This window comes from Nonomuraea glycinis (genome assembly GCF_035920485.1).
Classification (GTDB): Bacteria; Actinomycetota; Actinomycetes; order Streptosporangiales; family Streptosporangiaceae; genus Nonomuraea; species Nonomuraea glycinis.
In genome coordinates this window covers 2,986,939-3,000,398 of the sequence record NZ_CP109166.1, presented here as the reverse complement: position 1 = coordinate 3,000,398, position 13,460 = coordinate 2,986,939, and the positions used below count along the sequence as shown (strand labels likewise).

General features: G+C 71.0%; 11 protein-coding genes. 5 read left to right on the top strand and 6 right to left on the bottom strand.

Features of this window, described 5'->3' with window-relative positions:
• Positions 1 to 190: 190 nt before the first annotated feature.
• Complete coding sequence (locus OHA68_RS13935) at positions 191 to 1,630, bottom strand: MFS transporter (protein ID WP_327108003.1); 1,440 nt, start codon at positions 1,628 to 1,630, stop codon at positions 191 to 193.
• 40 nt (positions 1,631 to 1,670) lie between these two features.
• Positions 1,671 to 2,423 carry a class I SAM-dependent methyltransferase gene (locus OHA68_RS13930; protein WP_327108002.1) on the bottom strand — a complete coding sequence of 251 codons (753 nt, stop codon included), beginning with the start codon at positions 2,421 to 2,423 and terminating at the stop codon, positions 1,671 to 1,673.
• 128 nt (positions 2,424 to 2,551) lie between these two features.
• On the opposite strand from OHA68_RS13930, the gene OHA68_RS13925 reads away from it, so the two are divergent.
• Entirely contained in the window at positions 2,552 to 3,922 is a 1,371-nt protein-coding gene (locus OHA68_RS13925) for an LCP family protein (protein WP_327108001.1), read from the top strand.
• A 3-nt stretch (positions 3,923 to 3,925) separates the two neighbouring features.
• Here OHA68_RS13925 and OHA68_RS13920 read toward each other — a convergent pair whose 3' ends face one another.
• Positions 3,926 to 4,426: a tetratricopeptide repeat protein gene (locus tag OHA68_RS13920; RefSeq protein WP_327108000.1), complete on the bottom strand. Its 501-nt coding sequence runs from the start codon at positions 4,424 to 4,426 to the stop codon at positions 3,926 to 3,928.
• Between the two features lie 96 nt (positions 4,427 to 4,522).
• Between OHA68_RS13920 and OHA68_RS13915 the strand changes: the two genes are divergently transcribed.
• Positions 4,523 to 5,452 (top strand): ATP-binding protein, encoded by a 930-nt coding sequence (locus tag OHA68_RS13915; protein WP_327107999.1) that lies wholly within the window; start codon positions 4,523 to 4,525, stop codon positions 5,450 to 5,452.
• Positions 5,453 to 5,538: 86 nt separating this feature from the next.
• Entirely contained in the window at positions 5,539 to 5,925 is a 387-nt protein-coding gene (locus OHA68_RS13910; protein ID WP_327107998.1) for an SCO5389 family protein, read from the top strand.
• Positions 5,926 to 5,970: 45 nt separating this feature from the next.
• Here the strand turns inward: OHA68_RS13910 and OHA68_RS13905 are convergent, their stop codons facing one another.
• The 3 genes from OHA68_RS13905 to OHA68_RS13895 form a co-directional block, all read right to left on the bottom strand.
• Positions 5,971 to 6,939 (bottom strand): LLM class flavin-dependent oxidoreductase, encoded by a 969-nt coding sequence (locus OHA68_RS13905; RefSeq protein WP_327107997.1) that lies wholly within the window; start codon positions 6,937 to 6,939, stop codon positions 5,971 to 5,973.
• Positions 6,940 to 7,034: 95 nt separating this feature from the next.
• On the bottom strand, positions 7,035 to 7,706 hold the full coding sequence (locus OHA68_RS13900; protein ID WP_327107996.1) for a ribonuclease HII: 672 nt from the start codon (positions 7,704 to 7,706) through the stop codon (positions 7,035 to 7,037).
• A 132-nt stretch (positions 7,707 to 7,838) separates the two neighbouring features.
• A complete protein-coding gene (locus OHA68_RS13895; protein WP_327107995.1) occupies positions 7,839 to 8,774 on the bottom strand; it encodes a LysR family transcriptional regulator in 936 nt (311 codons plus the stop codon).
• A gap of 79 nt (positions 8,775 to 8,853) precedes the next feature.
• Between OHA68_RS13895 and OHA68_RS13890 the strand changes: the two genes are divergently transcribed.
• Together OHA68_RS13890 and OHA68_RS13885 are read left to right on the top strand one after the other, a co-directional pair.
• Positions 8,854 to 10,104, top strand: a complete 1,251-nt coding sequence (locus OHA68_RS13890; protein ID WP_327107994.1) for a pyridoxal phosphate-dependent aminotransferase — start codon at positions 8,854 to 8,856, stop codon at positions 10,102 to 10,104.
• 249 nt (positions 10,105 to 10,353) lie between these two features.
• Positions 10,354 to 13,347 (top strand): AfsR/SARP family transcriptional regulator, encoded by a 2,994-nt coding sequence (locus tag OHA68_RS13885; RefSeq protein WP_327107993.1) that lies wholly within the window; start codon positions 10,354 to 10,356, stop codon positions 13,345 to 13,347.
• Positions 13,348 to 13,460 lie beyond the last annotated feature (113 nt).

The window sequence follows — 13,460 nt, the reverse complement described above, 5'->3', positions numbered from 1 at the left end:
AGTTCACACCGCGTTCGTGGTCAGTCTGCCGCAGGGTCCGTGGTCAGTCTGCCGAAGGTGCGTGGTCAGTCTGCCGCTTAAGTCATGGTCAGTCTGCCGCAAGGTACGTGGTCACTCTGCCGCTTGGGTAGTGGTCAGTCTGCCGAAGGCGCGTGGTCACCCTGCCGGATCCACTTCGCACGAAAGGTGGTCAGGCGGGCTTGTTCGCCGTGGCGGTGCTGAGGGGGGCGGCGATGTCCTCCAGGCCCTTGCGTTCGGCCTTGACGCCGAAGATCAACTCTATGATGCCGGCGACGATCATCAGGATGGCGCCGATCGTGAAGGCGAGCGCCGTGTCGCCGGGGACGCCGGTCGCGACCAGCTTGGCGAAGATCAGCGGACCGGCGATGCCACCCGCGGCGGTGCCGATGGCGAAGAAGAAGGCGATGGCCATCGCCCTGGTCTCCATGGGGAAGATCTCGCTCACCGTCAGATAGGCCGAGCTGGCCCCGGCCGAGGCCACGAAGAGCACCACGGACCAGCAGGCCGTCAGGGTGACGGCGGTGAGCACGCCCTGGTTGAACAGCCAGGCGGTGCCCAGGAGCAGCAGTCCTGAGCCGATGTAGGTGGCCGAGATCATCGGAATCCGGCCCACGGTGTCGAAGAGCCGGCCGAGCAGCAGCGGCCCGAGGAAGTTGCCGACGGCGATGACGGCGAAGTAATAACCGGTGTAGGTGTCGATGTTGTAGAACGTCGACAGGATCTGGGCGTACCCGAACGTGATCGCGTTGTACAGGAACGCCTGCCCGATGAAGAGCGACAGCCCGAGCACGGTCCGCTTCGGGTAGAGCGCCACCATCGTGTGCGCGATCCGGACGAACCCGATCGACTTGCGCTGGTGGATGGTCATCGACTGCTCGGGCTCGGGCAGGTCACCGCCCACCTGGCGCTCGACGTCCTGGACGATCTCCTCCGCTTCACGGTCCCGGCCGTGGATGAACAGCCACCGCGGGCTCTCCGGCACATGCCTGCGGACGAGCAGGATCGCCAGGCCGAGCACCACGCCCAGGCCGAACGCGATGCGCCAGCCGATGTTGACCGGCAGGTTGTTCAGCAGCGGCACGGTCAGCAGCGCGCCACCCGCCGCGCCCAGCCAGTAGCTGCCGTTGATGAGAATGTCGATCCGGCCCCGATGCTTGCTGGGGATGAGCTCGTCGATGGCGGAGTTGATGGCCGCGTACTCGCCGCCGATCCCGAAACCGGTCAGGAACCTGAACAGGAAGAACCACCACGCGCTGAAGGAGAACGCGGTGGCCAGCGTGGCCGCGAGGTACACGAGCAACGTGATGATGAACAGCTTCTTGCGGCCGAACTTGTCGGTCAGCCAGCCGAAGAACAGCGCCCCCGAGCACGCGCCGGCCACGTAGAGCGCCGCGGCGAGGCCCGCCACCTGCTCCTGGGTGATGTCCAGGCCGCTGCCGGGCTTGGCGAGCTGGGCCGACAGGTTACCGACGATGGTGACTTCGAGCCCGTCGAGAATCCAGACGGTGCCCAGCCCGATGACGATCATCCAATGCCAGCGGGACCATGGCAGCCGGTCAAGCCGGGCGGGCACTTTGGTGGTGATGGCACCGGTTTCAACATCACTCATGAGAGCCCTCGGTACCCCCGGGGCGAATATCAAACCGCGACTACGGTTTACGTGCGCGAAGCATCCAGGTCTTGGCCCACGGGCCGCCATGCCAGTAGCGCCAGCCGAGATCCCGCCGTTGGACATCGACCACGCCGAGCCCGCGCAGCACGGTCTCGTACGCGGGCACGTGCTCGTGATCGGCGATCAACAGGAGCCCGCCGGGGCGCAGCACCCGATGGGCCTCGCGGATCGCCCCCGCACGCCCCTCGGCGTCGGAGATGTGATGCACGGCCGGCCCGGCGACCACCACGTCGTACGACTCGTCCTCGAACGGCAGCTCCCGCATGTCGCCCCGGGTCAGCTCGACGAGGTCGGATACCCCTTCGGCGTCGGCGTTCGCCCGGGTGGCCGCCTCGCTGGCCCGCCCCTTCGGCCGCCACAGGTCGAGCCCCATGGCAGTGCCGTGGCCGGTGGCGGTGCCATGGCTCGTCGTGGTGCCGTGGCTGAGCCGCTTGGCGGCGAGCAGCAGCACGGCGCCGCGCCCGGAGCCGAGGTCGAGCACCTTCTCCTCGCCGGTCAGCTCGCGCAGCGCCTCGTCCCAGACGGCGAACTTGCCCCGGCGGGTGGTGTAGAGGTGACTCGCCGCGCTGGCCAGCGTGTAGAGGGCGCCGAAGAGGAAGGCGACCGCCACCGCCGGGATGTCGTTGACGAACGAGATCCCCGCCAGGGCGAACAGCAGAACCGCGCCCAGGACGAGACCACCGACCGCCCAAGGCTCATCTAACCCGTACTTTCCACGTCGATCGCGCACATTCACGTTATAACTCAAACAATCCCTTGACCCGATGTTGGGGCGACACTTCCCTTGGCGAACGTCAATCATCCGCAACCGGTGTCTAACGTTGCAGAGAATGGCGGGCGATGGGGGTTTGACCAGGCATGACGGGAAAGGATCGCGACTTCGGACTCGGCACGAGCCTCGCGCTCACGCTGGGATCGGCCCTGCTCTGGGGCGTGGCCCACCTGGCGGCACACCGCCACAGAACCGGTCTGGCGCTCATGGCGGCCCATGTGTTCCTGCTGGCCTTCATCCTCACGATGGCGACCGTGTTCAGCACGCACCTGCTGTCGCTCGCCGTACAACCGCGCTGGATCACCGCGCTGGTGGTCACACTGACCGTGCTCGCGGCCACCTGGACCGCCGTGATCGTCCGGTCCTACACGCTGGTACGGCCCGCCGGCTGCGGCATCGCCGGCCGGGCGCTCACCACCGGCCTGACCATCGGCCTGTGCGCGCTCGTCCTGGCCCCGACCGCCTACGCCGCCCGGCTCGCCTACCTGTCGCGCGACGTGATGCACCACCTGTTCGCCGGCAACGCCGGTCCCCCGGTCATGTCCGAGGACCCGTGGAACGGCGCCCAGCGCGTCAGCTTCCTGCTCGTCGGCGCCGACTCCGCCCCGAGCCGGCCCGGGGTGCGCACCGACAGCATGACCGTGGCCAGCGTGGACACCGCGACCGGCGCCACGACCCTGTTCGGCCTGCCGCGTAACCTCGAGGACGTGCCGCTGCCCAGTGGCCCCGCCCGCGACCGCTTCCCCTACGGTTTCACCGGCACGGGCGAGACCCATCCGGGCCTGCTCAACGAGGTCTTCCAGTACGCCGAGGACCACCCGGAGGTCGTCCCCAGGGCCGCCAAGGGACAGCGTGGCTCCACCCTGCTCAAGGAGACGATCGGCGGCATCCTCGGCATCCCGGTGTCCTACTACGCCATGATCGACATGAGGGGCTTCGCCGAGATCATCGACGCCATGGGCGGCGTCCGGGTCACCGTCGACGAGCCCATCGTCTACGGCCGCTATCGCGAGGGCCTGCTGCCCGCCGGCACCCGCCGGCTCAACGGCGAGGAAGCCCTCTGGTACGGCCGCTCCCGCACCGACAGCGACGACTACGTGCGCATGGGCCGCCAGAAGTGCCTGCTCAACGCCGTCGCCAAGCAGGCGGACCCGGTCACCGTGGTCAACAGCTTCGAGAACCTGGCGACCGCCACCAAACGGGCCATCTCCACGGACATCCCGCAGAGCCTCCTGCCCGCCCTGGTCGAGCTGTCGCAGAAGGTCAAGGACACCCACATCCGGAGCCTGAGCTTCGTCCCGCCGCTGATCAACACGGCCGCCCCGGACTGGCGGCTGATCAGGCAGAAGGTCTCCCAGGTGCTCGCGGAACGCCCCATCCGCACCGCCGCGACCGCCCCCCGCCCGACCTCCACCACCCCCGAGCGTCCGGTGGCCCTGGACGCCACCTGCCGCTGAGCCCTATGCGACCGTCTCGTCGAGGTTGTCCGCGTAGTACTCGACCGCCGGCCGGTAGCGTCCGACCACGTCCGACTCGGCCAGCAGCTTGAGCAGCCCGGCCACCGCTTCCCGGGCCCGTCCCTCGTTGTAGAGCGCCATGGCCGCGAACGTCCGTAGCCCGGGATCGCCGGGAAACTCCCCCAGCCCCCGCTCGAACAGCGCCAGCGCCTCGCCGAAGCGCCCCAGCACCCGCAGCGTGCTGCCCAGCCCGGTGTAGGCGCCGAGCCGGTGCTCCGCGCTCAGCCCGTCGCCGGCCAGCGCCCGCTCGTAGTAGGCCACCGCCTCGGCTTCGAGGCCGAGCGCGTCGTGCACCCACGCCGTCTGGTAGGCGATCTCGGCGTCGTCCGGATGCCGCGCCGCCAGCGCCACCAGCAGCTCCCGGGCCTCCTCCCGGCTGCCCTCCTCGCGCAGCCGGACCCCACGGGCCAGTTGCGCCGCGGCGTCGCCAGACGGTCGCGCCACGCTTGCCGAATCTCTCTCTCGCATCCCGCCAGTGTGGCATGATGACCATCGTACGGATCGACAACGGTTTTCATAATCAGCTTCAAGGAGGACCCCGTGAGGGTGGCGTTCGTCGGAAAGGGCGGCAGCGGCAAGACGACGATGTCGGCGCTGTTCGCGAGATATGTGGCAAGCCAGGGCGCCCCGATCGTCGCCATCGACGCGGACATCAACCAGCACCTGGCCCTCGTCCTCGGCGTCGAGGAGCCGCCCGAGCCGCTCGGCGCACACCTCACCGAGATCAAGGACCACCTGCGCGGCGACAACCCGCGCATCCCCTCGGCCGCCGCCATGGTCAAGACGACCCCGCCGGGCCGCGGCTCCAAGCTCCTGTCCTTCGAGGAGCTCGCCTCCTACGAGCACGGCGTCACCACCGCCGAGGGCGTCCGCCTGATGGCCACCGGCCCGTTCAACGAGGACGACCTCGGCGTCGCCTGCTACCACTCCAAGGTCGGGGCGGTGGAGCTGCTGCTCAACCACCTGATCGACGGCCAGGGCGAATACGTCGTGGTCGACATGACGGCAGGCTCCGACTCCTTCGCCTCCGGCCTGTTCACCCGCTTCGACCTGACCCTGCTCGTCGTCGAGCCGACCAGGCAGGGCGTGGGCGTCTACCGGCAATATCGCGACTACGCCGCCGACTTCCAGGTGCCGCTCGCCGTGGTCGGCAACAAGGTGCACGACCCCTCCGACGTGGACTTCCTGCGCGAGCACGTCGGCCACCACCTGCTCGCCTGGATGGAGCACTCCGCCGCCGTCCGCGCCATGGAGCAGGGCCGCCCGCTCACCCTCGACGACCTGGAGCCCGGCAACGCCGACACGCTGTCCATGCTGCTCAAGCACGTGGACGAGCAGGAGAAGGACTGGGTCCGGTTCGGCCGCCAGACGGCGGAGTTCCACCTGCGCAACGCGCACGCCTGGGCCAACGACAAGACCGGCGTGGACCTCGGCGCGCAGATCGACCCCGAGTTCGTCTACGGCCCCTGACCACACGACTGTCCCCCTTCAGCCATCTGGAGGGTTCCCCGAAGCCGATCTAGCGTCGGACTCGATGTCTTTCGAAAGGAGACAGCATGTCGCTGACCGTTCCGAACGATCTGCTCGATCAGGCCCGAGCCGGAGAGGTCGATGACGCGGCGTTCCTCGCCTGCGTCCGAGACTCCCTGCCCTACGCCTGGTCGATGATCACCGAGCTGGTCGAGCAGCGTGACAAGACAGGAGCCGAGTTCGTCGACAACCAGGTGCCGCCGCCGGACGAGGAGGCTCGCGGGCAGCTCCTGCGCTGCTTGGCGAGCGACTCGATGCGCGGTGCGCTGGAGCGCCACTTCAGCGTCAAACTCGCCTTCCAGAACTGCCACCGGGTGGCCGTGTTCGACCCGTCGGCCCGCGAGTCCCTGCGCGAGTTCGTCACCCCCCGCGCGCAGATCCTCAACCAGAAGCCCGAGCTGGTCGACTGCTGAGCCGAGCGTGCAGGCCACCCGCCGCACCGGCGGGTGGCCGTACGGTCACCGCAGCGCGGGCAGCACCTCGGCGCCCAGCCGGCGGATGTTCTCCAGGGTCCGCCGGTGGTCTCCCGTGCCTTCCACCATGAGGATGAAATGCTCGATCCCGGTCGTCCGTGACGTACGGACCAGCGTCCGCGCGCAGTGCTCCGGCGAGCCGACCGGGTGCACCCGGGTGAGGAAGTCCACGTAGGCGGGCACGTCCCTGGCCGGGCGCGGACGGCCGTCCACCGGCACATATCCCGCCAGGCCGGGCTCCAGCCACGCGGGCATCGCCTGCTTGAGCTCCCGGACCGCCTGCGGGGTGGTGTCCGCGACGTGGGCGAGCGCCGCCGCGACGTGGTCACGGGGCGATCCCCCGTGGCTCCTGACCATGGCCGCCTTGTCCTGGTCGCCGATGTGCATGCCGAGCAGCATCGGCAGGCCGCGTTCGGCCGCCAGTTCCGTGGTGGCCTCGGAGGTGCAGGCCACCACCGGGCGCATCCGGGCGCCGGGGACCACGGTCGTCTCCCGGAAGCCGAAGAACTCGCCGCCGGCCGAGACCGGCCCGCCGGACAGGGCGGCGATCAGCAGATCGAGCGATTCAGCGAAACCCCGCTCGTACCGGGGCAGGCCGGTGCCGAAGACCTCCAGGTCCTGCCACGGGCCGCCCCTGCCCACCCCCAGCGTGAAGCGCCCGCCGGACAGGTGGTGCAGCATGGCGGCCTGCTCGGCCAGGGCCACCGGGTGCTGCGTGGACAGCACGCTCACCGCCGTGCCGAGGCCGATGCGGGTGGTACGGCCGATCGCGACCGCGGCCAGCGTCGTCGGTGAGGGGCAGACGCCGTACGACATGAAGTGGTGCTCCGCGATCCAGGCGTCGTCGAACCCGGCCCGCTCGGCGGCCACCACGAGCTCGACCGCGTCGGCCAGGATCCGCCCCGGCTCCTGGCCGGGGAACTGGGCGGCGAGCAGGAAGATGCCGATCCGCATCCCACCGATGATGGCCGAGCCCGGCAGCCGGTGCCACCCGAAAAGTCTGCCGGCCCTGCCGGTGCCACCCGGGAAGCCTCCCGGCCCTGCCGGTGTCAGCCGAAGAGGCTGGCCTGGCCCTCGCCCGCCGCCGGGTCGCGGTGCTGCTTGAGGTGGCGCCAGCGCGGGAGGTCGTCGAGGTAGGACCAGGACAGGCGGTGGTACGGGGTCGGGCCGAGGCGGGCCAGCGCCTCCTGGTGCTGCGGGGACGGGTAGCCCGCGCTCTCGGCGAAGGCGTAGTCGTCCCAGCCGATGGTGGCCATGTACGCGTCCCGGTGGACCTTGGCCAGCACCGAGGCGGCGGCCACCGAGATGCTGGCCGCGTCGCCTTTGACCTCCAACCGCACCGGCCAGGGCGGGCCGATGTAGTCGTGCTTGCCGTCCAGGATCAGCGCGTCGGGCCGGACCGGGAGCGCCGCCAGGGCGCGGCGGGCGGCTCTGCGCAGCGCCTGGGTCATGCCCAGCTCGTCGATCTCGGTGTGCGTGGCCTCGCCGAGGCCGATGCCCGCCGCCCACGGCGCCAGCTCCGCCGCCACCTTCTCCCGCTTGGCGGCCGACAACTGCTTGGAGTCCGTGAGGCCCGCGGGAGGCGCTGACAGATCCGTGACGACGGCGCACACGGTGACCGGCCCCGCCCACGCCCCACGGCCCACCTCGTCCACGCCCGCGACCGTACGGACGCTGGGCTGGGCGAGCAGCAACTGCTCGATGTCGTACGTCGGCGCCATGTCGGCAGACGCTACCGGATCTCACCGCCCGGCCGACCCTACTGAATCTCACCGCCCGGCCAGGCCGTACGGGTTCTCACCGCCCGGCCAGGCCGTACCGGACCTCACCACTCAGCCAGGCCGTACCGGGCGTCAGCGCTCGGCCGGGCGTACCGGAGCGAGGTCTGCGGCGATGTAGCGGGCGGCGACGTGGATGGCCCGCAGGGTCACCGACACCGACGGGCGGTTGACGCTGGAGGCGCGCGCGACCGCCTGCACCTCGCGCGCCACCGGGTTGCCGGGGAACTGGCGCACCGACAGCCCGCGCACCCCGGCCGCCAGCGCCAGGGCGGGGACGGCGGCGATGCCGATGCCCTTGGCGACCAGGGAGAGGATCGTTCCAAGCCCTTCGAACTCCCAGGGCACCGGCCGGGTGCCGCCCACGTCGACGAAGAGCCGGTCGACCGCCAGCCGCGACGGCTCGCCGTCCGGGGTGGCCATCCACGGCTCGTCGCGCAGCTCGCGCAGGTCCAGCGGCACCGTGGGGTCGGCCAGGCGGTGCTTGCGCGGCACCACGAGCACCAGCGGGTCGTACAGCAGCGGGAAGACCCGAAGGTTCTCGCTGTCGCGGGCCTGGCCGTACCAGTCGTCGATCAGCGCGATGTCCACCTCGCCCGACTGCACCTCCCGCATCCCCCGTCCCGACCTGCTCTGCCGCAGCCTGAGCGTGAGCTCGGTGTGACGGCGGAGGGAGCGGGCGAGAGCTGGGGCGAATGCGACGGCCGCTGTGGGGAAGGCGGTTACGACGACACGCCCGGCGGGGCTGCCCGCGTGGGCCGACAGGTCCGATTCCGCCTCCTCGACCATGGAAAGGATGCGTTCCGCATGCGCCACCAGCCTCCGGCCGGCGTCGGTGAGCTCCGCGCTGCGTGCGGTCCTGTCGATGAGGGCCGTGCCGGTCTCCCGCTCCAGTGCCGCGAGCTGCTGGGAGACCGCCGACGGGCTGTAGCCCGTGGACGCGGCGGTCCCGGCGATGCTGCCCCGGCGGGCGAACTCGCAGATCAACGTCAGACGGCGCAAATCGAGCATCAGACTTCCTTATGCCTACCCACCAAAAGCCTCGCTTGTCCTGATGCCTCTATCCAACCACCCTGGGAACGTGACAAACATGACCGTGACCCTGTCCGCCACCCTGGCGGCCAACGAAGACATCGAGCGAAGACGCCGCGCCGGGGAACACGTGCTCCACCTGGCTTTCGGTGAGGCAGGGCTGCCCGTGCACCCGGCGCTGCGCGACAAGCTGGTCGCCGCCTCCGATCGCAACGGCTACGGGCCGGTCGCGGGGGCGGCCGAGCTCCGGAGCGCGGCGGCGGGCTACTGGACACGACGGGGGCTCACCACCGACCCCGAGCAGGTCGTCAGCGGACCGGGCAGCAAGTCGCTGCTGTACGGCCTGCTGCTGGCGATCGGCGGCGACATCGTCCTGCCCAGGCCCAGTTGGGTCAGCTACGCCGCGCAGGCCGACCTGGTCGGCTCCCACCCCATCCTGGTCCCCACGCCACACGGCGAGGGTGGCGTGCCGGACCCGGATCTGGTCACCGCGGCCGTGCAGCGCGCGAGGGCCCAGGGCCGGACCGTCCGCTCCCTGCTCGTGACGCTGCCGGACAACCCCACGGGCCGGCTCGCGACGCCCCCGACCATCCGCCGCCTGGTGGAGGTCGCCCGCGAGCTCGACCTCTACATCATCTCCGACGAGATCTACCGTGACCTGCTGCACGACCCGGCCACGCCGTACACCTCACCGGCGGACCTGGCTCCCGAGCGCACGGTCGTCACCACCGGCCTGAGCAAGAGCCTGGCTCTCGGCGGCTGGCGGATCGGCGTGGCCCGGCTGCCCGATGACGCGGCCGATCTGCGGGCCGGCCTGCTGGCGGTGGCCAGCGAGATCTGGTCGGCGCCGGCCGCCCCGGTGCAGGAGGCCGCGGCGTACGCCTTCACCGATCCGCCCGAGCTGACCGAGCGCATCGCGCTGAGCGGGAGGCTGCACGGCACGCTGGCGCACGCCGTACGCGACAGGTTCGTCGCGATCGGCGCCGACGTGCCCGTCCCCCAGGGCGGCTTCTATCTCTATCCGGACCTGAGCCACCTGCGGCTCGGCGGCTCGGCGGAGATCACCAGAATCCTGCTCGACGAGCACGGCATCGGCGTGCTGCCCGGTCACGCGTTCGGCGACGACCCCGCCGCCGCTCGGGTGCGCGTCGCGGTCAGCCTGCTGTACGGGACCACGGCCGACGACCGCACCGCCGCGCTGAACAGCGCGGATCCACTCCAGCTCCCCTGGATCGCGGCCGCGCTCGACCACCTGTCGATGGGACTGAAGGAGCTTTCCCTGGTACGGCAAGCAGCGCTCGTGCCGTGAACCCGCGAGGCCCCGCCCGACGGAAATGGGCGGGGCCGCAATTTTCCTGGCACCTATTTCTCTTCGAGCGTGACGCCCCCGTTTTTCCTGGGTCACGCTCACTGACCACAGGATGCTGTGCACGGCTCAATGCCGAATCAAAGGCGAATCAACGCTTCGGTTAACGAATGCCTCCGTGCCTAGGTGCTCGGCGACTATGGACCTATCATTCGGTAACAAATCGTTCCATTGCGTTGGAGACAAGCGGGCATGGCTGGTCAGGACGTCGAAAGCAGGCTGCGGTTCGCCGTGCTGGGTCCCGTCCGCGCGTGGCGCGATGGCAGCGAGCTCGATCTGGGCACCCCGTTGCAGCGGTCGATCCTCGGCATGCTGCTCCTGCGCGAAGGCCGGGCGGTCACGCCGACCGAGATGATCGACGCCGTCTGGGGTGAGGAAGCGCCCCCGAGAGCGCTGGGCGCGCTGCGCACCTACGTCTCCCGGCTGCGCACGGTCCTGGAGCCGCACCGGCCCGCCCGTACCCGTCCCGACCTGCTCACCTCCGTCGGCCGGGGCTACGCCCTGCGGTTGCCTCCGAACTCCCTGGACCTGACCCGGTTCGAGACGGGCATCGCCGAGGCGGAGACCGCGCGCCGGGCGGGCAAGCTGTCGGTCGCCGCCGAGTGCCTGCGCGTCGCGCTCGGCCTGTTCGAGGGCGAGCCGCTGGCCGGAGCCGTCGGCCCCTACGCCGAGCACCAGCGCGACCGGTTGGTCGAGCGCCGGCTCAACGTCATCGAGTCGCTCATGGATTTGGACCTGGAGCTCGGCAATCACGCGGCGGTGGTCTCCGAGCTGATCGCGCTGACCGCCGACCACCCGCTGCGCGAGCGGCTGCGCGCCCAGCTCATGCTGGCCTACTACCGGTGCGGGCGGCAGGGCGACGCGCTGGCGGTGTTCACCGAGACGCGCGAGGCCCTGATCGAGGAGCTCGGCATCGAGCCGGGCCCCGAGCTGGCCGCGCTGCACCAGCGCATCCTGGCCGCCGACCCCACGCTGGCCGTCACGCCGGCCGCCACTGGAGCCGCCGCCGGGGCCGCCGCGCAGGCGCCCGAGCCGGAGGAGGAGCCGGCGCCGGAGCTGCCCCGCCCCGCGCAGTTGCCGGCCGCGGTGAACGACTTCACCGGGCGCAGGGAGATCGCCGGGCGGCTCCGTACGCTGCTGTCGGCGCAGTCGTCGGCCGAAGGGGTGCCCGTCGCGGTGATCTGCGGCATCGGCGGCGTCGGCAAGACCACGCTGGCCGTCCACGTGGCGCACGCGAGCGGCGAGGTGTTCCCCGACGGGCAGCTCTACGTCGACCTGCGCGGGTACGCCGACGAGGCCACCGCGCCCGAGTCGGCGCTCGGCGCGTTCCTGCGGGCCCTCGGCATCCCGCCCGACGTGATCCCGGAAGTGCCGGCCGAGCGCTCCGCGCTGTACCGGTCGCTGCTCGCCGACCGGCGCATCCTGGTGCTGCTCGACAACGCTCGCGACGCCGCGCAGGTGAGCCCGCTGCTGCCCGGTTCGCCCGGATGCGCGGCGCTGGTCACCAGCCGGGTCAAGCTCGCCGACCTGCCGTCGGCCCGGCTGATCGACCTGGACGTGATGGAGCCGGACGAGGCCCTGTCGCTGTTCGCCGCGGTGGCCGGGCCCGAGCGGGTGGCGGCCGAGCACGCCGCCGCCATGGATGTGGTGGCCGCCTGCGGGTTCCTGCCGCTGGCCGTACGGATCGTGGCGGCCAGACTGGCGGCCCGGCCGTCCTGGACGGTGGGCTCGCTGGTGTCCCGGCTGGCCGACGAGCAGCGCCGCCTGGACGAGCTGCGGGTGGGCGACCTCGCCGTCGAGGCCACGTTCGCGCTCGGGTACGGCCAGCTCGAAGCCGCCCAGGCCCGTGCGTTCCGGCTGCTGTCGCTGCCCACCGGGCCGGACATCTCCACCGGAGCCGCGGCCGCCGTCCTGTCGCTGACCGCGCGCCAGGCCGAGGACGTGCTGGAGTCGCTCGTCGACGCGAGCCTGCTGGAGGCGCCCGCCCCCGGCCGCTACCGCTTCCACGACCTGCTCAAGCTGTTCGCGCGGCGGGCGCTGGAGAAGAGCGAGCGGCCGCAGGCCCGCACCATGGCGCTGCGCAGGCTGCTCGACTTCTATCTCGCCTCCTGCCAGTCGGCGCACCGGCTGGCCTACGAGGGCAGCATGATCTCCGGCAACCTCGCGGTGGCCGGCAGCGGCCGGGTGTTCGGCACGACCGACGAGGCCGTCGCCTGGCTGATCGCCGAGGGCGACTCGCTGTTCGCCGCGATCAACCAGGCCGCCACCTCCTCGCGCGCCGCCGAACAGCTCTTGCCCGCCGGCGACCTGCTGGTGGCCATGGAGCCGCTGCTGGAGTCCGGCACCCACACCCGCGAGTTCGACCACGGGACCCGCGCCGTGCTGGCCGCCGCCATGAAGATCGGCGACCAGGCCAGTGAGCTGCGTGCCAGGTACGTGCTCGGCAGGGTGCTGTTCGCCGGGAACCGGTTGCCGGAGGCGGAGGAGCAGTTCAAGATCGTGCACGAGCTGTCCACCGCGCGCCAGGAGAAGATCGTCACCGGCGAGGTGCTGAACGCCCTGGCCGTCGTCGTCGGCCGCCAGCGCCGCCACACCGAGGCGCTGGCCTGGTTCGAGACGGCCTCGCAGTGGTACCGCGACAACGGCGTGCCCGCCGGTGAGGCGCTGGTGCTCAGCTACTCCGCCCGCGACCACCTCGGCCTGGGCCACGCCAAGGACGCCATCGCCGCGGCCGAGAAGGGCCTGGCCATCTTCACCGAGATCGGCAGCGGCGCCGGCACCGCCAGAGCCCGCTACCACCTCGGCATCGTGCTGTCGCGGGTCGGCCGGCTCACCGAGGCCGTCCACCACCACGCCGAATGCCTGGAGTTCTTCAGGGCGAGCAAGCAGCGCGTCTGGGAGCAGCGGGTCTGCTCCCGGCTGGCGGAGACGTTCATCACCGCCGAGCGCTACAGCGACGCCGTGCGCCACGCGGAGGAGGCCCTGGTGGTCTCCAGGGAGATCGGCCATCCGTTCGGGGAAGCGCTCTCCCTCACGGTGCTGGGCAAGGCGCTCAAAGGGCTCGGCAGCGCCACGAGGAGCACCGACTGTCTACGGCAGGCCTTCGACATCTTCACCCGCCTCGGCGCCCCCGAGGCCGGGGACCTCAGGCTCCTCCTGGACGGCGCTCAGGTCGTCGAGTCCTGAGTACAGCTCGTCGTCCAGACGTGTCATCCACACATGATTGAACAAGGCTGTCCTCTTCGGGCGTCAGGAGCCCCCGCCGATCCGTTCCGAGCTGGAATTCGGCCCGGCCGGCC

Excerpts from the sequence above, each read along its gene's own strand:
- OHA68_RS13885 (WP_327107993.1), top strand. The coding sequence starts at position 10,354 with ATGGCTGGTCAGGACGTCGAAAGCAGGCTGCGGTTCGCCGTGCTGGGT.
- OHA68_RS13935 (WP_327108003.1), bottom strand. The coding sequence starts at position 1,630 with ATGAGTGATGTTGAAACCGGTGCCATCACCACCAAAGTGCCCGCCCGG.
- OHA68_RS13905 (WP_327107997.1), bottom strand. The coding sequence starts at position 6,939 with ATGCGGATCGGCATCTTCCTGCTCGCCGCCCAGTTCCCCGGCCAGGAG.
- OHA68_RS13890 (WP_327107994.1), top strand. The coding sequence starts at position 8,854 with ATGACCGTGACCCTGTCCGCCACCCTGGCGGCCAACGAAGACATCGAG.
- OHA68_RS13900 (WP_327107996.1), bottom strand. The coding sequence starts at position 7,706 with ATGGCGCCGACGTACGACATCGAGCAGTTGCTGCTCGCCCAGCCCAGC.
- OHA68_RS13895 (WP_327107995.1), bottom strand. The coding sequence starts at position 8,774 with ATGCTCGATTTGCGCCGTCTGACGTTGATCTGCGAGTTCGCCCGCCGG.
- OHA68_RS13910 (WP_327107998.1), top strand. The coding sequence starts at position 5,539 with ATGTCGCTGACCGTTCCGAACGATCTGCTCGATCAGGCCCGAGCCGGA.
- OHA68_RS13925 (WP_327108001.1), top strand. The coding sequence starts at position 2,552 with ATGACGGGAAAGGATCGCGACTTCGGACTCGGCACGAGCCTCGCGCTC.